This is a genomic window from Streptomyces sp. NPDC046821, from assembly GCF_040645335.1.
GTDB lineage: Bacteria > Actinomycetota > Actinomycetes > Streptomycetales > Streptomycetaceae > Streptomyces.
Map to the genome: position 1 here is coordinate 238586 of NZ_JBEYYB010000001.1, position 18113 is coordinate 256698.

Consider the following 18113-nt stretch of genomic DNA (forward strand, 5'->3'; position numbering starts at 1 on the left):
TCACACGCTGATCCGGTGCAGCAGCACGTCGCGCACCAGGGTGCCCAGGTTCTCGGCCTCCGTCTTGGCCTTGATCCGGGCGCGGTGCACGTCGACGGTCTTGACGCTGGTGCCGAGGCGGCGCGCGATCGTCTGGCTCGGCAGGCCGTCGACGACCAGCCGGAGCACCTCGCGTTCACGGGGTGTCAGGCTCTCCAGCCGTACCTCCACCTGCTTCCGCCCGGCCCGGAGGGCGAAAGCCTCCTCGGCGGCGCGCAGCTGCGTCTGGACGACTTCCAGCATCCGCTGCGGCTCGTAGGGCTTCTCCAGGAAGTCCACGGCGCCGGCCCGCATGGCACGTACCGACATCGGGATGTCGCCGTGGGCGGAACAGAAGATGATGGGCGCGGGGTAGCCCCGCCTGGCCAGTTCCTCCTGGAGCTGGAAGCCGCTCAGTCCCGGCATCCGGACGTCGACGATGACGACGGCGGGCTCGTCCGGGTCGAACTCCTCAAGGAAACTGGACGAGTTGGGATAGGTGAGCGCCACTATCTCGACGCTCTGCAGCAGGAAGATCAGGGACTGCCGCACGTCCTCGTCGTCGTCCACGACATGGACGACGGCAGTGGTAGCGGATTCCGTCACGGTTCGTCCCCTTGTTGTGTGAGGCGTCGGGGCGAGTGGCCCGCGCCGCCGGCCGTCACGGCCGCATCAGTACCGACTTCGACGGGAAGCTGCCGGCGAAGTTCTCTGGCAGCGGCGCGATGAACACGTTCTCGGTACGTGTCCGGGTGATCTTCCATGTGCCGTCGATCCTGCGGAAGGTGTTGTTGAGGCGGCTGGAGCGCAGCAGTCCGGTGCCGTCCGAGTAGAGCCAGGGCTGCATGTGGATCCACTGACCACTGGCCTCCTCCCCGTCCACGTGGATCTGCTCCGAGGTCAGGTAGTGGGCGTTGAGGAGGAGCTGGGGGTCCTGCTTCTCCCCCCAGAATCCTTCGAAGTGGGCCCTGATCTCGGCATGGCCCACGGCACGGCCGAACTGGTTGTCGTAGTACTCGCCTACGCCCTCCCAGACGGCGTCCTCGGAGTAGAGATCCATGATGAGGTCGATGCGGTGGCTGTCGTCACCCACGCCGAACTCGGGGCAGGGGGTGTCGCACAGGAACATGTAGCGGGCCTGGATCCGGCGGATGTCGGCCTCGGCCTCCAGCACCTCGATGCGCTGGACGAGCGCGGCGATCGTGGCCTGGTCGGTCATGTGAGTGTTCCTTCCGTGAGTGCGGGCGCCGCCGGGCCTCCGCTTCGCCTCGCTCGCGGGCGGGCGGGGACGCGGGTCAGCCGGCGATCCTGATGCGGTACGGGGAGTCGGTGCGCGGGGCGGTGCCGGCGCGGCGGAAACCTCGGCCGATGTCGGCGGCGGTCGCCCACAGGGCGTAGACCAGCTGCTGTTCGTCGCGCCGGTCGACCGGGACCGTCGCGGACACGGCGGCGATCACGTGGTCGCTGCCAACGTACATGACCGGCACCGCGAAGGTCTTGAATCCGGCGACGCAGCGTTCCCGCTCCTCGGCCCAGCGGCGGGTGCGGATCGCCGCGAACTCGGCGCGCAGCACGGGTACTTCCGCCGGGCCGAAGGCCGGGGAGCCGTCGGCCGCGGTCGGTGCGGGCGCCGAGAGGACGGCCTCCTCGTCGTCTCCGTAGGCGATGAAGACCCGCCCCGAGGCGGTGAGCAGGCTGGGCATACGGCTTCCCACGGCCGAGACGAGGGCCGACTCCCGGCGTCCCGCGAGCCGTTCCAGGTAGACGCAGTCGCTTCCCTGGGGAACGGCGAGGTGGATCACCGCCCGGGTCACCGCACGCAGGTCGAGCAGCGCCGGGCGCGCCACGTCGCGCAGGCTCGCGGGCGTCCCCGAAAGGCTCGGGCGGGCGGCGGGCCCGCTCAACCGCCCGGTCCGGCCAGCGAACCGCCCCACGCTGTCGGCGCGGGGCGGTGTGCAGTGGGCGGGTCAGGTCAGCGTTCCCTCGATCCACGCGCTGCGGGCGAGCAGGTCGGCCTCGCCGCGCGCCGGGCCGATCACCTGGACGCCCAGCGGCAGGCCGGCCGCGTCGCGCAGGCCGGGGACCGCCACCGTCGGAAGGCCCAGGGCCTGCCAGGCCCGGCTCAGCACGGGGTCGCCGGTCGCCGCCAGGCCCGCCGGTGCGGCGCCCGGCGCGGCGGGGCCCACGATCACGTCGTACGACTCCAGGAGCGCGGCGACGCGGGCGCGCGCTGCTGCCACGGTCCGCCGGGCGGCTTCGTAGTCCGCGTCCGGGGTCGCGGCGCCGGTGCGAAGGAGCCGGGCGAGCGGCTCGCTCAGGCGGTCCGCGAGGGCGAGTTCGGCGGCGCGCTCACGGGCCGCCTCGTACGCCATCACGACCGGGTGGGCCGCCGTGGTCTCGGCGATGAGCCGCTCCTCGGGGAAAGCGTCCACCACGGCTCCGGCCTCGGTCAGCCGCTTGCGGAGCGTTTCGACGGCCTGGCCCATCTCGTCCTCGACCACACCGAGCGGCTCCGCCGTCCACAGCAGGACGCGCGGCGGGCGCACCGTTCCGGGAACGGGCCCGCCGCCGTTCAGAGCCGCCCAGGCGACCGCGAGGTCCCCGGCACCCGCCGCGTAGACGCCGTGGCTGTCCAGGCTGGGGCTGAGCCCGACCACGCCGTCGACGGAGAACCGGCCGTGCGTCATCACCAGGGACGCGACACCGCAGAACGCCGCGGGGCGGGTGACCGAGCCGGCCGTCTGGGAGCCGATGGCGAGCGGCACCTGACCGGAGGCGACGGCGGCGGCCGAACCGCTGGAGGAGCCGCCGGGTGTGTGGCCCGGGGCGGCCGGGTTGTCGGTCGGTCCGGGTGCGAAGAACGCGAACTCGGTGGTGACGGTCTTGCCGACGACGAAGGCACCGGCGTCGCGCCAGGCCCGTACGATCGGCGCGTCCGCCTGAGCGGCCGGGGCGTCCGCCCTCAGGGCCGTGCCGCAGCGGGTGGGGAAGCCGGCGACGTCGATGATGTCCTTGACGCCGAGCGGAACCCCGCCGAGCGCACCGGAGGCCGACGTGACGTCGGGCGACGGGTCCTGGACGACCCAGGCGGCCAGCTCCGGCTCGGTCTCGGCGATCCGGGCCCGCGCACGGTCGAGTGCGGCGGCCGGGGTCGTCGCGCCGGTGGCGAGATCCCCGGCCAGCTCGCGGAGGGACCAGGGTTCGTACAGGTTCATCGCTCGTCCCATTCTGCGTCGGCCTCCCAGTAGTCCATGCCGGCCGGGCTGACGCCGTGGCGCCAGTCCGAGGTGCGGCGGAGTGTGGGTTCCACCTTGCCGGTGACCGTGTCGGCGGCCTCGGGGCCGTCGGCGGGCACCGTCCAGTGGACCCAGTTGATCTCGTGGCCCTCGGCGTCGCGGGTGAAGAGATCCACGTGCCGCCAGCCGTAGTTGAAGGTGTCGTTGTAACAGGTCAGTGTCATGCGGGGGGCGTCGCCCACGGCAGGTGCTCCGCTCGTCACGCGCTCAGGGACGTGGGGATGGGGTGGAACCGGCGCTGGAAGTAGACCAGTCCGCCGCCGCATTCGTCCCCCGCGATCACCTGGTCCGCCTCGACGAACATGACGGTGTGCGAACCGCGTTCCGCGCTCCCCGTGATGCGCCCGAGGATCGACGCCGTCGACCCGCGCAGCACCGGCGCTCCGTGCGAGTGGTCCCACACACCTTCGGTGACGGTGAACCGTTCCTCGGCGGGCACGCGTCCGGCGAAGGCCATGGCCACGTCCTCGTGTCCGGGGCCGAGCACGTTGATGCACACGTTCTGGTTGCTACGGAAGATGTCGTGGCTGCGGCTCGACCGGTTGATGCACACGAGCATCGTGGGCGGCGCGTCCGTCACCGAGCAGACGGCGCTGACGGTGATGCCCGCCCGGCCGCCGGGACCGTCGGTGGTGACGATGTTGACGCCCGCGGACAGATTCGCCATCGCGTCGCGGAACATCCGCTGCGTCGGGGTCAGTTGGGTGAGGTTCTCAGCCACCGTTCCTCCTGCCGGGACCTGGGCACTCCGGGCGAACCCCGGGTACCGGTACTTCGAAGGTAGGCCGCCGCGTGCGCCGGGCGGTATCGAGAGTTCCTCCGCCCTCGCTGAGGATTTCCCCTACACGGGTTCCGCGAGAGGCAGCGCGAAACCGAAGACCGAGCCGTCGCCGGGGCGAGGCTCGCTCCAGATGCGGCCGTGCTGACGGGTGACGATCCGGTGGCTGAGGGCCAGACCGATGCCACTGCCGTGCGCCTTGCCGGTGAAGGACTCCGAGAAGGGGTCCCGGCGCAGACCCCGGCCACGGTCGGCGACGGTGAGGACACCTTGGTCCGTGCGCCGGTCCGTGGTGAGCAGCACGTGCCGTGCCGAGGCGTGGCACTCGGCCATCTCGTCGATCGCGTTGAAGCACAGGTTCAGCACGACCTGGCCGGTCAGGACGCGTTCGCAGCGCACCCGTACCGGCTCGGCGGACAGGTCGAGGTCGAGCCGCACGCCGACGGGTTCGGCACGGAGCCGGATGAAGGGCAGGCACTCACGGACAATGTCGTTGAGGTCCACGACCTGCTCGACGTGTTCGAGGTGTCCGACGAAGGCCCGCAGGGTACTGACGATCGCCGCCGCCCGGTCGATCTGGCGGCTCGCCCCGTCGAGCCCGTACCGGAGCTGACGGTCCAGGTCCCCGCCGGCCGGGGCGGCATCGACGCGTGCCCGCACACCGGCCAGGAAGTTGCCGGCGGCGGCGAGCGGCTGGCCGAGTTCGTGGGCGATGGCCATGGCCATGTCGCCCATCGCGTTGTACCGCGCCACGTGGTTCTCGCGACGCTGCTCCAGCTCCCGCAGCGCCTCGTCGCGGACCCGGTCGGAGACGTCGTGCAGGATCATCAGGTAGACGTCCGCCTCCTGCTGCGGCAGCCGCTCGACACTTCCTTCCAGCCACACCGGCTGCCCGCCCGGCCGGTCGATCTCGAGGCGGACGGGCTGGATCGGCTCGGTGCCGCGGGCGACGTCCTCCCATGACGCGGGGGATGCGCCGAGACAGATCGCGGCGAAGGACGTCAGCTCGTGCCGGACCGGGGACGTGTGCTGCCCGGTGAGGTGCAGATAGCCGAGTGCCGTGTCCGTGGCCGACACGACGACTCCCGTGGCGTCCAGCATGAACGCGACGGTCGAGGTGTGCCGGGTCAGTGTCTCTACGTAGGACTCGGCGAGGCGTTGCTCGGTGTCGGTGCGGCGCTCGCGCTCGATGTCCCGGTACTGCACCATCACCGCCGGTCCGCGCGCCAGTTCCACGCGGACGGCGAAGGCGTCGGTGGGTATGACCTGGCTCGACTTCGCTCTCAGGTGCCACTCGACCCGGCCGGCGCCGTGGTCGATCGCGTCCTGGAGCAGGGCGCGCGCCACGACCCGGTCGTACTGCTGCGCGGCGCCGCTGATGTGGTTGGCCCGCAGGGAGACGAGCTCCCCGAGGCTGAACCCGAGCATCGCGCGGGCGGCCGGGTTCGCCCACAGGATCTCCTTGGTCCGCGCGTCGTGGAGCAGGGTGCAGGTGTCCGACGCGTTCATCATGGCGACGAAGTCCGAGTCGACGAGTGCCGGCGCCTTCGAGTCGACGGTCATGGGCGTCAGGTTAGGGCGCCTGGCCGGGTGGTCGCATCGGCCGCGACCGGCGTCCGCCTGAAGAAATCCCCTACGTCCGGCGAGGCCATTCCCAATTGGCCGCCTCCCCGCGCGTGCCTAGCGTCTTGTGCACCGACCGACGAGGGAGCGGAGCAGCCATGCCACAGACGCTTGCCGCGGTGGCCACGGTGACCTGGGAATCGGTGCTCGCCGAACTGGCGGCGCGCCGCGGCGAGTTCCACTCCCAGGGCTACGTGCCACGCGACTTCATCGAGAAGTTCATCGAGCTCGGCGTCTACCGGGCGTCGGCTCCGCAGCGCTTCGGCGGCACGTCGATGCCTCCGGCGGAGTTCATCCAGATCGTCGAGCGGGTCGCCAAGGCCGACGGTTCGGCGGGCTGGGTGGTCGCCTTCGGCTCCGCGCTCACCTACCTGGGATCACTGCCTCTGGAGACGCAGGCGGAGATCTACCGCGACGGCCCCGATGTGGTCCACGCGGGCGCGCTCTTCCCCGTCCAGGCGGCGCAGCCGACCGGGAGCGGCTACCTGGTCGACGGCCGCTGGAAGTTCGCCAGCGGCTGCATGGGCGCCGACGTGATCAGCGTGGGCCTGCCTCCGGAGGACGACAGCGGCCGGCCGCGTGCCGCGCTGCTCCGCCGGGACCAGGTGCGGATCGTCCAGGAGTGGGACGTCACCGGTATGCGGGCGTCCGGCTCGTTCGACGTGGTCGTCTCCGGCGTGGAGGTGCCGCGGGAGTGGACGTTCGTCCGCGGCGGCACACCGACCGTCGACGAGCCGCTCTACCGCTATCCGCTCATCGGCTACCAGGCCCAGGTCCACTCGGCCGTCGGCCTCGGAGTCGCCCAGGCGGCCCTGGAGTTCGTCCAGGAGGCAGGGGCCCGTACGGGCATCACCGGGGCTCCGCCGCTCGCCGACCGCGCCTACTACCGCACGACGTTCTCGAAGGCGTACGCCGCCCTGAACTCCGCGCGTGCCTTCTCCCTCGACGTCGCCGACGAGGTGTGGCGAACCGTGGTGGCCGGGGACGAAGCGAGCCCCGAACAGCTCGCCCGGATCCGCCTGTCCGCGGCGAACCTCGCCGATGTATCCGCCCAGGTCGTGCACGACCTCTGCTCGATATCCGGGGCCGGGATCATCGGCAACAGCCATCCGATGCAGCTGCTGCGCCAGGACTCCCAGGTGCCGCAGCTGCACGCGACCCTCGGCCAGGCCGTGTACGACGGCGCCGGCGCGGTGCTCATAGGCCGGCCGACCACCATCCCGGGCTTCCTGTGAACCGGACTTCCCATGAACCGGGCTACCTGTGAACCGGGCTACCTGAGAGCCCGGGCTTCCCGCGAACCGGGCTTCCCGTGAGCCGAGCGACCTTCTCCCCCGATCCTGAAGGACCTTTCCATGACTGTTGAGTTCACCGCGGACAACGTCCACGGTCTCGCACCGGGTGACCTGGTGCGCGAGGACCGTGTGGCGGGACGGATGTACACCGACCCCCAGCTCTTCGACCTCGAGATGACGAAGATCTTCGAGCGGACCTGGGTCTGGGTCGCGCACGAGAGCGAGCTGCCGAAGGCCGGCAGCTTCAAGTCCACCTACGTCGGCCGGCAGCCGGTCATCGTGACCAAGGACCGCAAGGGCAGCATCAACACCCTGCTCAACCGCTGCCGCCACCGCGGCGCGAGCCTGTGCGAGAAGCGCACCGGCCAGGCCAACGGCTTCACCTGCCCGTACCACGCCTGGTCCTACAGCCTGGACGGCAAGCTGCGCGGCATCCCCTACCCGGAGGGCTACGAAGGCGTCCTGGAGAAGGGCGAGCTGTCGCTGCGCAAGCTGCGCACGGAGTCGTACGGCGGCATGGTGTTCGCCACCTTCGACGACGGCATCGAGCCGCTGGAGGACTTCCTCGGCGACGTGAAGCTGTGGATCGACCGCTTCATGAAGCAGGGCGGCGGCTACCCGGTCAAGGTGCTCGGCACCCACCAGTTCAAGTTCCACGGCAACTGGAAGATCCAGCTGGAGAACACCACCGACGGGTACCACTTCCCGATCGTGCACCGCTCCTGGATGGCGTCGGTGGATTCCGAGACCGCCGACATGATGTCGTTCATGACCGACCCGACGGCGGTCACCCACGACCTGGCCAACGGGCACAGCGTCATGCAGATGGTGCCCGAGCACTCGGACCTGGACGCCGACGACGGCACCGAGCCTCTCCAGGCCCGTTTCGCCACGCTCGTCACCGAGTTGAAGGAGGCCGGCCTCGACGACGCGGCGATCCGCAAGCTGGTCCGGGCCATGCACGGCACCGGGTTCAACCTGAACCTCTTCCCGAACGTGTCGATGTCGAACTCGTTCCTCCGCGTCCTGCGGCCGATCTCCGCCACCGAGACCCTCATCGAGCACGTGGCACTCGGTCCCGACGGACCGGCCGAGATCGTGGACCCCGTCAACCGTGAACGGCTGCGTATCCACGAGCACTTCCAGGGCCCGTTCGGCTTCGGCACCCCGGACGACGCGGAGGGCTGGGACCGCGTGCAGCGCGGCGCGCAGGCCGCCCCCGACATGCCGATCCTGGTCAACCGCGGCATGGCACGCGAGAACCCGAGCCCCGAGGGCTGGCCCACCTCCCATGTCACCGACGAGACCGGTATGCGCGCGGCGTACAACAAGTGGAAGCAGATGATGAGCGATGACTGAGACCCTCGTGACCCCCGCCGGCCTGCACCCCGGGCTGAGCGACCCCCGGGTGATCCGGGCGATCCAGCTGGTCTGGCACGAGGCCGACCTCCTCGACCGCAAGCAGTACGAGGAGTGGCAGGACCTCTACGCCGATGACGCCTCCTACGTCGTCCCGATCGACCCGGAGACGGAGGACTTCGCGAACACCCTCAACATGGTCTACGACGACGCCCGGATGCGGCGGATGCGGGTCACCCGGATGACCGAGGGCTACGCGATCGCCGCGGTCGACTCGGCCCGCACGGTGCGTACCGTCTCCCGGTTCGTGGCCGAGGACGTCACCGACGACGAGGTCACCCTGCGCTCGGCACAGGTGCTGGTCGCCTACAAGCGCGGCCGGCACGACCTGTGGGCGGCCGAGGTCACGCACCGGGTCCGGCTGTCGGACGACGGTGACCGGATCGCGCTGAAGGTCGTGCGGCTCGTGGACAGCGAGGACGCCGTCCCGGCGGCGGGGTTCCTGCTGTGAGCGCCGTCAAGGTCCGGGTCGCCGAGATCGTTTCGGAGACCGCCCAGATCCGTGCGCTGCGCCTGGTCCGCGAGGACGGCGCGCCCTTCACCCCGTACCGGGGCGGCGCGCACGTCGACGTGACGGGACCCACCGGTGTGCTGCGGCAGTACTCGCTGTGCAGCCCGCCCCAGGACTCTTCCTCGCTGCTCATCGCGGTGAAGCGGGAGCCGGCCTCGCGCGGCGGCTCTGCCGCGCTGCACGAGGTGGCCGAGGGCGACCGTCTCGAAGTGGGCGAGCCCCGCAACCTGCTGGCGGTGGCCGAGGACGCCGACCGGCACGTGCTGGTGGCGGGCGGCATCGGCGTCACGCCGCTGCTGAGCATGGCGTACGAACTGCACCGGCGCGGCGCGGAGTTCGTGCTGTACTACTTCGCCCGCTCCCGGGCGGAGGCGGCGTTCGTCGACCTGCTGGAGCACCGGGCGGAGTTCCGGGACCGGGTTCGCCTGGTGCTTGGCGTACCCCGTGCCGAGCAGCCGGCCGCGCTCGCGGCGGAGGCGGCCGCGCTGACGTCCGCGTCCCACGTCTACACCTGCGGTCCGCAAGGCTTCATGGACCAGGTGACGGCCGTGTTCGAGCCGGTGGTCGGCGCGGAGCACGTCCACGTCGAGAACTTCACGGCCACGGAGATCGACACCAGCGGTGACAAGCCGTTCACGGTCGAACTCGACACGGGTGAGGTCTTCGAGATCCCGGCGGACCGGTCGGTCCTTTCGGTCCTGGAGGACTCCGGGATCGAGGTCTTCAAGTCCTGCGAGGAGGGCATCTGCGGGTCCTGCGTCTCCGGCGTCCTCGAAGGAACCCCGGAACACCGGGACAACTGCCTGTCGGCGGCGGACAAGGCATCCGGCACGCAGATGGCGCTGTGCGTCTCCCGCGCGAAGTCCGAGAAGCTGGTCATCGAGCTGTACTGACGCGTCGCTGTGCTCTGCCGACGCGTCCGGCGCCCCCCCGTTCCGCGCGGGCACGCCCCGCTGCCGGGCGCCCAACTTCCCCTCTCCCACACGGAATTGAAGGAGACCCATGCCTCCCTCTCATGACGCGCCCCACTCGCCGAGCGTTCTGCGACTGGGCATGGCGGCCGGCGTCGGCACCTCGCTGGAGTTCTTCGACTTCTCGATCTACGGCACCGCGGCCGCCCTGGTCTTCGGCGAGGTCTTCTTCAAGACCGGCGACGCCTGGTTCGGCACCTTCATGAGCCTGACGACGTTCGCCATCGGCTTCCTGATGGCCCCCATCGGCGCCGCCCTGTTCGGCTCGATCGGCGACCGGAAGGGGCGCAAGGTGGCCCTCTTCGCGGCGTTCGTCCTGATGGGCGCCGCCACGCTGGCCATGGGCCTGCTGCCGTCCTACGCGGCCATGGGCATCGCGGCGCCGGTCCTGCTCGTACTGCTGCGGTTGTGCCACGGCCTCGCGCGGGGCGGGGAGAACTCGGGCGCCGCGGTCTTCGCCATCGAGCACGCCCCCGTACAACGGCGCGGTCTGTACGGCTCGTTCGTGGCGATCGGCTCGCCCGTCGGCGTGATCCTCGCCAACCTTGCGTTCACGCTGGTCCTGCTCCTGCCCGACCACTCGGTCACCAGCTGGGGATGGCGTATGCCGTTCCTGGTGGGCGGCCTGGTCATGGCGATCGGGCTGTGGATCCGCAAGGGAGTCACCGAGAGCCCCGCCTTCGAGGAGATGGCGGAGGCCGACGAGGCGCGCGAGGGTCCGGCACGGATGCCGCTGAAGGAGGTCCTGCGCACGAACTGGCGGCGCGTCGCGCTGACCGCCGGCGTCAACATCGGCCTGAACGCCACGACCTTCGCGCTGGCCACCTTCATGCTGTCCTACGCGACCGCGCCGGCCCCCGAGGGACTCGGCCTGCCGCGCCAGCCGATCGTCAACGGCAGCCTGATCGCACTGGTCTGCCATGCCTTCTTCAACGTGACGTCCGCCTGGCTGTCCGACCGCCTCGGCCGCAAGCCGGTGATGATCACCGGAGCCGTGCTGTCGCTCGCCTCGGCCCTGACCATGTTCCACCTCACCTCGGCGGGAACCGTCGCCGCGGTCAACACCGCCGTCGTCATCGGCTTCTCCGCCACCGGGATCCTGTTCGGGCCCATGTACACGTACTTCGCCGAGCTGTACCCGCGTGAGCAGCGCCAGTCGGGCCTCGGCCTCGGCTTCCACGTAGGTGCCGTTCTCGGCGGCGGGATCTCCCCCATGATCGCCAACCGGATCATCTCCGCGACGGGCGACGCCCTCGACGTCGGCTACTACCTGACGGCCCTGCTGGTCGTGTCCCTGCTGTGCCTGTTCGCCCTGCCGGAGACCGCGCCCGTACGTGTACGGCAGCCGGAGCCCGCCGCTCCCGCCCGGGTGCCGGCCGTCGACTGACCGGACCCTGGGTGACGTCGACTGACCCGCCCCTGGGTGACCGCTGGCCGGCACCGGTCCGGTGAACGGACCGGTGCCGTGTCCGCGGGCGGCGGAGATGCCAGCTTTGCCCCGCGGACCACCTGCGAGAAGGAGCAGACCATGCGGACCACCCAGCTACTCATCGGGGACGAGTGGGTCGACTCCTCCAGCGGGGCGACCGGCGTGACGGTCGACCCCGCGGACGGCGAGGTGATCGGCACCTTCGCCGAGGCGACCTCCGCCGATGTCGACGCCGCCGTCGACGCCGCCCGCGCCGGGTTCGAGTCGGACGCGTGGCGTTCGCTGACGCCCGACGCCCGCGGCCGCCTTCTCTGGCGGATCGCCGACCTTATCGAAGCCCACGGCACCGAGCTCGCCGAACTCGAGACGCGGGACCAGGGACAGCCGACGTTCGTCAGCACCGGCATCTCGGTACCGCTCGCGGCCCAGGTCTTCCGCTACTACGCCGGCTACGCCACCAAGCTGGAGGGCAAGGTGTCGCCGGTGTCGGTCCCGGACCAGCTGACCTATCAGCGCCGGGTGCCGCTGGGCGTGTGCGGGCTGATCACCCCGTGGAACTTCCCCCTGGGCATCGCGGCCTGGAAGCTGGCCCCCGCGCTTGCGACGGGCAACGCGGCCGTCCTCAAGCCGGCCGAGCAGACCCCGCTGTCCACCGTCCGGCTGGTCGAGCTGGTCCGCGAGGCGGGCGTGCCCGCCGGTGTGGTCAACCTGCTGACGGGCGGCCCGGACGTGGGCAGAGCCCTGGTCGCTCATCCGGGCGTCGACAAGATCTCGTTCACCGGGTCCACCGCGGTCGGCCAGGAGATCGTCCGCGCGTCGGCCCACGACCTCAAGCGCGTCGGCCTTGAGCTCGGCGGCAAGGCGCCCAGCATCGTGTGCCAGGACGCCGACATCGACGCCGCAGTGGCGGGCAACCTCCAAGGCGCCCTGTTCAACACCGGGCAGGCCTGCGGCGCCTTCACCCGGTTCTTCGTCCACCGCTCCCGGGCCGACGAGTTCACCGCCAAGATCGCGGCCGCCGCGGACGCGCTGCGGATCGGTCCCGGCGCCCACCCGCAGACCGTGATCGGCCCGTTCGTCTCCGAGGAACACCTCGAACGGGTAGCGGGGTACGTGCGCAGCGGCACGGAGGAGGGCGCCCAGCTCGTCACGGGCGGCGAGCGCGTCGACGGCGAGCTGGCCCGGGGCTTCTTCTACCGTCCGACCGTCTTCACCGAGGTCAAGGACCACATGAAGATCGCCAGCGAGGAGATCTTCGGCCCGGTGCTGTCGATCATGCCGTACGACGACCTGGACGAGGCGGTCGCGCGGGCGAACGCCACGGACTACGGGCTCGCGGCGGTGGTCTGGACGAAGGACCTCGTCACCGCGCACACCCTCCCGCCGCGCATCGAGGCCGGCACCGTCTTCGTCAACCAACTGCCGCTGATCGACCCCGGGGCGCCCTGGGGCGGCTTCGGGCTCAGCGGCTGGGGCCGCGAGCTGGGCGCCTACTCCATCGACGAGTTCACCGAGAGCCAGTCGGTCTTCATCAATCTGTCCTGAGACCTGTCCTGAGGCCTCTCCCTGTACGTCTCCCGATACCTCTCCTGAGATCTGCCCGCGCCGGACACACCGGCGGAAAGGAACCCCCCGTGCACAGCCCCCTGTTCGACGCCCTGACGGCCGACGAGATCCGGCGTGCGTCCGCCGCGATCCGCGGCGAGCACATCGGCGGGACCCGTCCCGGATTCGGCGCCGTCTTCACCGACGAGCCGGACAAGTACCTTCTGCGCAAGGGCGAGAGCGTGCCGCGCCGGGCCCGCGCCATGGTCCTCGACCGCGACACCGGCAGGACGTACGACGTGGTCGTCGACCTGGGGACGGACAAGGTCGTCTCCTCCACCGAGATGGCGCACGGCAGCGTGCCGATGCTGGAGCCGGAGTTCGAAGTCGTCGCCGAGCTGATCAAGAGCGACCCCCGGTACATCGAGGCCCTCGCGAAGCGGGGCATCACAGACCTGAGCCTGGTCCAGCTCGACCCGTGGGGTGTCGCCAACCGTGGCGAGTTCGAGCTGGAGGGCAAGCGGCTCTGGGGCAGCGTGTCCTACCTGCGGCACTTCCCCGACGACAACGGCTACGCCCACCCGGTCGAGGGCGTGCTCGCCGTCGTCGACCTGGTGGCGCAAGAGGTGGTCGCCGTGCACGACTTCGGGGTGCGTCCGATGAACTCCGAGGAGAGCAACTACACCGCCGACGCCAATCAGCCGATGCGCTCGGACGTGGCACCGCTGGAGATCACCCAGCCGCAGGGCGTCGGCTTCACACTCGACGGCGCCGAGATGACCTGGCAGAAGTGGCGCTTCCGCATCAACATGCACCCGCTGGAGGGCCTTGTCATCCACGGTGCCGAGTACCTGGACGACGGCGAGTACCGCTCGGTGATGCACCGCGGCTCGCTGTCCGAGATGGTCGTGCCGTACGGCGACCCGAACGCGGAGCACTTCTGGCGCAGCGCGTTCGACGTCGGCGAGTACGGTCTGGGCAAGCTCGCCAACTCCCTGCGCCTCGGGTGCGACTGCCTCGGCGAGATCGTCTATCTGGACGCGGTCCTGTCCGACGACAACGGCGAGCCGACGACGATCGAGAACGCGATCTGCATCCACGAGGAGGACGCCGGCATCCTGTGGAAGCACACGGACTGGGTCACCGGCAAGGCGGACGTCCGGCGCTCCCGCCGGCTCGTGGTGAGCTTCATCGCGACCGTGGGCAACTACCACTACGGCTTCTACTGGAACTTCTACCAGGACGCGTCGATCGAGGTAGAGGTCAAGCTGCTCGGCATCGTGCAGACCCGCGCCGTCGAGGACGGGGAACGGGCCGCGCACGGCACTCCGATCGCGCCGAACCTGGTCGCGACCTACCACCAGCACCTGTTCTCCTTCCGCCTGGACATGGAGGTCGACGGCTGGCAGAACTCGGTGTTCCAGAACGACTGCCACAGCCTGCCGGTGGGCGAGGCCAACCCGCACGGCAACGCCATCGGTGTCACCAGGACGCTCATCGCGCACGAGAACGACGGCGACTGGATCACCAATCCGCAGACGTCCCGCAACTGGACCGTGGTCAACCCCCACAAGAAGAACCAGTGGGGTATGCCGGTGAGTTACAAGCTGCTGCCCGGCTGGGCGTCGGCCACGATGATCGCGCAGCCACCGGCCCTGGTGGCGAAGCGCGCCGGTTTCGCCCATCGCAACATGTGGGTGACCCCGTACCGGCAGGACGAGATGCGTTCGGCGGGCGAGTACCCGAACCAGGACCGGTCCGGGGCCGGGCTGCCGGCCTGGACGTCCGAGAACCGGCACGTGCAGGACAGTGACGTGGTGCTGTGGCACACGCTGGGTGTCACGCACATCCCGCGGGCGGAGGACTGGCCGGTGATGCCCGTCGAGAAGGCCGGGTTCCACCTGTTGCCGGTGAACTTCTTCGACAAGAACCCGGCGCTCGACGTCCCGGCGAGCAAGTCCGCGTCCAACTCCGGTTCCGCTGACCGCTCGTCGTCCGACGGCGGGTGCTGCCACTCGGGGCAGTGACGGGCGCATGACGAAGGCGGGGCGGCCCCTGTGGGCCGCCCCGCCTTTCTGTCACGTCGTGGTTATCGGGAAGTGCTCGACACCGCCCGACGAAGCTCGCCCAACACCTCCCGGACCGCGTCCGGATCCTCCAGGGCCAGGTGCGCGCAGTCGGCGATCCGCAACGTGGCCTGCGGGATGCCGTCGGCGAGTTCACGTGCGTGCTCCACCGGCGTGGCCACGTCCCTCTTGCCACCGACGACCCAGGTGGGCGCCTCGACGCGCCGCAGTTCCTGACGCCTGTCGAACTCCGCGAGAGCGTCGCAGCAGGCCGCGTAACCGGCGGGATCCACCGCCGACAGAACCTGCACCAGGGAACGGCCGAGCTCCGACTCGGCCGTCCGCGGATCGCCGAACCACCGGGCGGGGCTGCTCTCCGTCAGTGGGGCCATGCCCTCCCGGCGCACCAGGCCGGCGCGTTCCAGCCACCCGTCCCGGCCGCCGAAGTGGGCCGACGTGCAGATCAGGGCAAGCGCGCCGACCCGCTCGGGATGTGCGAGCGCGAGCTGCGTGCCGATGGCTCCGCCCAGGGAGACACCCGCGAAGGCGAAGGTCTCCCGGCCCTGCTGATCCACCAGCGCGAGCACGAGTTCGGCGAGATCCGCCACCGTCGTACGTCCCGGAAGCGGGTCCCCGAGTGCCTGAGTGGGTGACGCGCCATGACCCGGCAGGTCGTAGCGGAGCACCCGGAACTCCGCGGTCAGAGATTCCATGTACGGGTCCCACAGCGCCACGGAGGTCCCCAGGGACGGGCCGAGCACCAGCAAGGGCCCGTCCTGGGGACCGGAGATGTCGTGGTGGAGCGGGGGGCGGTCGTCGGACGTGCTCACCACGTTGCCCGTCATGCTCCGACCTCACCGGCCGCGAGGTCGGAGGGGTGCTGGGCCAGGGGTGTGACCTCGATGGTCATGAAGGGGAAGAGCGGCAGGTTCCACAGGATGCGGTGCAGGGCCTCGTTGTCCTCGACGTCGAAGACGCTGAGGTTTGAATACTGGCCGACGCACCGCCAGATGTGGGCCCACTCCCCCGACTTCTGAAGTTCCTGGCAGTAGGCCTTCTCCCGGGCCACCAGATCCCCGCGGACCTCGGGGTCGAGGTCACGCGGGATGTTCACGTCCATGCGTACGGCGAAGAGCATGGCGGATCACGCCTTGTCGAGCACGAAGTCGTAGGTGACCTCGTGGTCGTCGCCGTGACCGGTGGGCTTCGGGTCCAGGATCAGCTCGGGCTTGACCGCCGTGGCGATGTCGTCGTCCACGTAATCTCCGCCCCGGAAGTACAGCTGGGTGGTGATCAGCTGGTGGCCGGGCGCGGAGGCCTTCAGGTGCAGGTGGGCCGGGCGCCAGGGGTGCCAGCCGGCCGCCGCGATGAGCTGACCGCAGGCTCCGTCGGTGGGGATCTGGTACGGCGCGGGCTGAATCGTGTGGATCTTGAAGTGGCCGGTCTCGTCGGCGATCACGGTGCCGCGCAGGTTCCACTCGGGCAGGTTCGGGGCGAACTGGGAGTAGTAACCCTCGTCGTCGGCCTGCCAGATCTCCACCTTGGCGGCCGGCAGCGGGCTGCCGTCCACCGCCCTGACCTGCCCCTGGAACAGCAGCGGCGTGCCCGCCTCGTCCTTACGCATCGGCAGGGTCGCCTCGGCGGACAGGGCGGGCGCGTCGGGCACGTAGTACGGGCCCTCGATGGTGCCCTTGGTGCCCTCGCGGTTCTCGTTCGCGACCTCCTCCACGACGTGCTCGGCCCACACGTCCAGGAACAGCGGCCACTCACCGTCCTCGCCGACCCGGATCAGCCAGGACTTCAGCGCGTCGTACTCGGCGTAGGTGACCTTGTGACGGCGGATGATGTCGTGGGCGGCCGTGAGCAGTTCGGTGACCAGGATGTCGACGCGCTGGGTGTCGACCGCGGTCTGCGACGACTTCTGCTTGCTGCGGAACTGCTCGGTGGCGGCGGCTCCGGAAGCGGCCGCGGTGGCCTTCTCGGTGGCGATGTCGGTCATGGTGTCCCGTCCCTTGTCGTTGATCTTCATGGATCGCGGTCCGTGCCCGGTCAGTGGTCCTGGCGGTAGCGGGCCAGCTTGTCGGGGTCGATGTGCAGGCCGAGGCCGTTGCCCTCGCGGACGCGCAGGGTGCCGGACTCGATGGCCAGCGGCTCGGTGAGCAGGTCGTCGGTCATGTCGAGGAAGTTCGACAGCTCGCCCGCGTTGCGCGAGCTGGATCGGTGGGCGGCGCCGAAGGCGACCGAGCACAACGTGCCGATCTGGCCGTCGATCTGATTGCCCATCACCACTTCCACCCCCAGGCCCTCGCACTCGTGCAGCACGCGCTGGGAGGCGGTGAAACCGGTGCGGGCGGTCTTGATGCTGACGGCGGTCGCGGAGCCGCCGAGGATCTCGCGGGTCACCTCGGCCGCCCGGGTGGCGCTCTCGTCGGCGATGAACGGCACCGGGCACCGCTCGACCAGCCAGCGCCGGCCGAGCACGTCGTCGGCCGGGCAGAGCTCCTCGGCGAAGAGGAGCCCGAGGTCGTCCATCTCCCGCAGGGCGCGCGCTGATTCGGACGCGGTCCATCCCCGGTTGCCGTCGATGTACAGCTCGACGTCCTCGCCGAGCGCCTCGCGCAGCGCCCGGCAGGCGGCCACGTCGTCGGTATAAGGGTGGCGGCCGACCTTCACCTTGAACGTGGTGATGCCGTACGTGTCCCGGATCCGCTCCGCCTCCGCCACCATCTCCTGGGCGGGCGCGAAGCCGACCATGTGGCTCACCCGCATCCGGTCGGTGTAGCCGCCGAGCAGCCCCGAGACCGGCATCCCGGCGGCCTGTCCGAGGATGTCCCACAGCGCCATGTCGACCGCGGCCTTGGCGGTCGGATTGCCGACCGTGCGGTCCAGGTTGGCGTGCACGACCTCGCGCTCCAGCGGGGTCAGGCCGAGGATCTGCGGCGCGAAGATCTTGTCGATCACCGCGACGATCGACTCCTGGGTCTCCCCGTACGTGTAAGGCCGCGGCGGTGCCTCTGCGGTGCCCACCAGGCCTTCGTCGGTGTGCACGCGGACCAGCACGTGATCGGCGGTGCGCACCTCGCCGCTGGCGAACTTCAGCGGCTTCTTATAGGGGATGGCGAAGGGGATGGCCTCCACCCGGACGATCTTCATGCCACTCCT

At 70.4% G+C, this 18113-nt stretch carries 18 protein-coding genes; 7 read left to right on the forward strand and 11 right to left on the reverse strand.

Annotated elements, in window-relative coordinates:
- From ABZ893_RS01225 to ABZ893_RS01255, 7 genes are all read right to left on the reverse strand, one after another.
- A complete protein-coding gene (locus ABZ893_RS01225; protein WP_361394804.1) occupies positions 1-624 on the reverse strand; it encodes a response regulator in 624 nt (207 codons plus the stop codon).
- A gap of 55 nt (positions 625-679) precedes the next feature.
- Complete coding sequence (locus ABZ893_RS01230) at positions 680-1237, reverse strand: nuclear transport factor 2 family protein (protein WP_361394807.1); 558 nt, start codon at positions 1235-1237, stop codon at positions 680-682.
- Between the two features lie 76 nt (positions 1238-1313).
- Positions 1314-1865: an IclR family transcriptional regulator C-terminal domain-containing protein gene (locus ABZ893_RS01235; protein ID WP_361394809.1), complete on the reverse strand. Its 552-nt coding sequence runs from the start codon at positions 1863-1865 to the stop codon at positions 1314-1316.
- A 120-nt stretch (positions 1866-1985) separates the two neighbouring features.
- Positions 1986-3245, reverse strand: coding sequence for an amidase (locus ABZ893_RS01240; protein ID WP_361394812.1), 1260 nt, complete (start codon positions 3243-3245; stop codon positions 1986-1988).
- A complete protein-coding gene (locus ABZ893_RS01245) occupies positions 3230-3478 on the reverse strand; it encodes a hypothetical protein (RefSeq protein WP_361394815.1) in 249 nt (82 codons plus the stop codon). Before ABZ893_RS01245 ends, ABZ893_RS01240 begins: the two co-directional genes overlap by 16 nt.
- 35 nt (positions 3479-3513) lie before the next feature.
- Complete coding sequence (locus ABZ893_RS01250; RefSeq protein WP_361394817.1) at positions 3514-4035, reverse strand: flavin reductase; 522 nt, start codon at positions 4033-4035, stop codon at positions 3514-3516.
- Between the two features lie 120 nt (positions 4036-4155).
- Complete coding sequence (locus ABZ893_RS01255; protein ID WP_361394819.1) at positions 4156-5655, reverse strand: PAS domain-containing sensor histidine kinase; 1500 nt, start codon at positions 5653-5655, stop codon at positions 4156-4158.
- Positions 5656-5813: 158 nt separating this feature from the next.
- Between ABZ893_RS01255 and ABZ893_RS01260 the strand changes: the two genes are divergently transcribed.
- The 7 genes from ABZ893_RS01260 to ABZ893_RS01290 all read left to right on the forward strand — a co-directional run bounded on the left by ABZ893_RS01260 (position 5814) and on the right by ABZ893_RS01290 (position 14912).
- Positions 5814-6950: an acyl-CoA dehydrogenase family protein gene (locus tag ABZ893_RS01260; RefSeq protein WP_361394822.1), complete on the forward strand. Its 1137-nt coding sequence runs from the start codon at positions 5814-5816 to the stop codon at positions 6948-6950.
- Between the two features lie 120 nt (positions 6951-7070).
- Complete coding sequence (locus tag ABZ893_RS01265) at positions 7071-8369, forward strand: aromatic ring-hydroxylating dioxygenase subunit alpha (protein WP_361394825.1); 1299 nt, start codon at positions 7071-7073, stop codon at positions 8367-8369.
- Entirely contained in the window at positions 8362-8880 is a 519-nt protein-coding gene (locus tag ABZ893_RS01270; RefSeq protein ID WP_361394829.1) for an aromatic-ring-hydroxylating dioxygenase subunit beta, read from the forward strand. The genes ABZ893_RS01265 and ABZ893_RS01270 overlap by 8 nt, the downstream gene beginning before the upstream one ends.
- Positions 8877-9833 carry a PDR/VanB family oxidoreductase gene (locus ABZ893_RS01275; protein WP_361394831.1) on the forward strand — a complete coding sequence of 319 codons (957 nt, stop codon included), beginning with the start codon at positions 8877-8879 and terminating at the stop codon, positions 9831-9833. Before ABZ893_RS01270 ends, ABZ893_RS01275 begins: the two co-directional genes overlap by 4 nt.
- A 109-nt stretch (positions 9834-9942) precedes the next feature.
- Positions 9943-11298, forward strand: coding sequence for an MFS transporter (locus ABZ893_RS01280; RefSeq protein ID WP_361394834.1), 1356 nt, complete (start codon positions 9943-9945; stop codon positions 11296-11298).
- A gap of 141 nt (positions 11299-11439) precedes the next feature.
- Positions 11440-12885 (forward strand): aldehyde dehydrogenase family protein, encoded by a 1446-nt coding sequence (locus ABZ893_RS01285; RefSeq protein ID WP_361394837.1) that lies wholly within the window; start codon positions 11440-11442, stop codon positions 12883-12885.
- Between the two features lie 89 nt (positions 12886-12974).
- Positions 12975-14912 (forward strand): primary-amine oxidase, encoded by a 1938-nt coding sequence (locus ABZ893_RS01290; protein WP_361394840.1) that lies wholly within the window; start codon positions 12975-12977, stop codon positions 14910-14912.
- A gap of 62 nt (positions 14913-14974) precedes the next feature.
- On the opposite strand, the gene ABZ893_RS01295 is transcribed toward ABZ893_RS01290, so the two are convergent.
- From ABZ893_RS01295 to ABZ893_RS01310, 4 genes are read right to left on the reverse strand one after another with little or no spacing between them, the layout of a single operon-like run.
- Positions 14975-15796 carry an alpha/beta fold hydrolase gene (locus ABZ893_RS01295; protein ID WP_361394842.1) on the reverse strand — a complete coding sequence of 274 codons (822 nt, stop codon included), beginning with the start codon at positions 15794-15796 and terminating at the stop codon, positions 14975-14977.
- Positions 15793-16089, reverse strand: a complete 297-nt coding sequence (catC, locus tag ABZ893_RS01300) for a muconolactone Delta-isomerase (protein WP_361394845.1) — start codon at positions 16087-16089, stop codon at positions 15793-15795. Before catC ends, ABZ893_RS01295 begins: the two co-directional genes overlap by 4 nt.
- A 6-nt stretch (positions 16090-16095) precedes the next feature.
- Positions 16096-16950, reverse strand: coding sequence for a catechol 1,2-dioxygenase (gene catA, locus ABZ893_RS01305; RefSeq protein ID WP_361396041.1), 855 nt, complete (start codon positions 16948-16950; stop codon positions 16096-16098).
- A 50-nt stretch (positions 16951-17000) separates the two neighbouring features.
- Positions 17001-18104: an enolase C-terminal domain-like protein gene (locus ABZ893_RS01310; protein WP_361394848.1), complete on the reverse strand. Its 1104-nt coding sequence runs from the start codon at positions 18102-18104 to the stop codon at positions 17001-17003.
- Positions 18105-18113 lie beyond the last annotated feature (9 nt).

What these genes read in the sequence shown, in the direction of transcription:
- ABZ893_RS01280 (WP_361394834.1), top strand. Translation starts at nt 9,943, where the DNA reads ATGCCTCCCTCTCATGACGCGCCCCACTCGCCGAGCGTTCTGCGACTG.
- ABZ893_RS01310 (WP_361394848.1), bottom strand. Translation starts at nt 18,104, where the DNA reads ATGAAGATCGTCCGGGTGGAGGCCATCCCCTTCGCCATCCCCTATAAG.
- ABZ893_RS01230 (WP_361394807.1), bottom strand. Translation starts at nt 1,237, where the DNA reads ATGACCGACCAGGCCACGATCGCCGCGCTCGTCCAGCGCATCGAGGTG.
- ABZ893_RS01265 (WP_361394825.1), top strand. Translation starts at nt 7,071, where the DNA reads ATGACTGTTGAGTTCACCGCGGACAACGTCCACGGTCTCGCACCGGGT.
- ABZ893_RS01270 (WP_361394829.1), top strand. Translation starts at nt 8,362, where the DNA reads ATGACTGAGACCCTCGTGACCCCCGCCGGCCTGCACCCCGGGCTGAGC.
- ABZ893_RS01295 (WP_361394842.1), bottom strand. Translation starts at nt 15,796, where the DNA reads ATGACGGGCAACGTGGTGAGCACGTCCGACGACCGCCCCCCGCTCCAC.
- ABZ893_RS01245 (WP_361394815.1), bottom strand. Translation starts at nt 3,478, where the DNA reads ATGACACTGACCTGTTACAACGACACCTTCAACTACGGCTGGCGGCAC.
- ABZ893_RS01240 (WP_361394812.1), bottom strand. Translation starts at nt 3,245, where the DNA reads ATGGGACGAGCGATGAACCTGTACGAACCCTGGTCCCTCCGCGAGCTG.
- catA (WP_361396041.1), bottom strand. Translation starts at nt 16,950, where the DNA reads ATGACCGACATCGCCACCGAGAAGGCCACCGCGGCCGCTTCCGGAGCC.
- ABZ893_RS01260 (WP_361394822.1), top strand. Translation starts at nt 5,814, where the DNA reads ATGCCACAGACGCTTGCCGCGGTGGCCACGGTGACCTGGGAATCGGTG.
- catC (WP_361394845.1), bottom strand. Translation starts at nt 16,089, where the DNA reads ATGCTCTTCGCCGTACGCATGGACGTGAACATCCCGCGTGACCTCGAC.
- ABZ893_RS01255 (WP_361394819.1), bottom strand. Translation starts at nt 5,655, where the DNA reads ATGACCGTCGACTCGAAGGCGCCGGCACTCGTCGACTCGGACTTCGTC.
- ABZ893_RS01285 (WP_361394837.1), top strand. Translation starts at nt 11,440, where the DNA reads ATGCGGACCACCCAGCTACTCATCGGGGACGAGTGGGTCGACTCCTCC.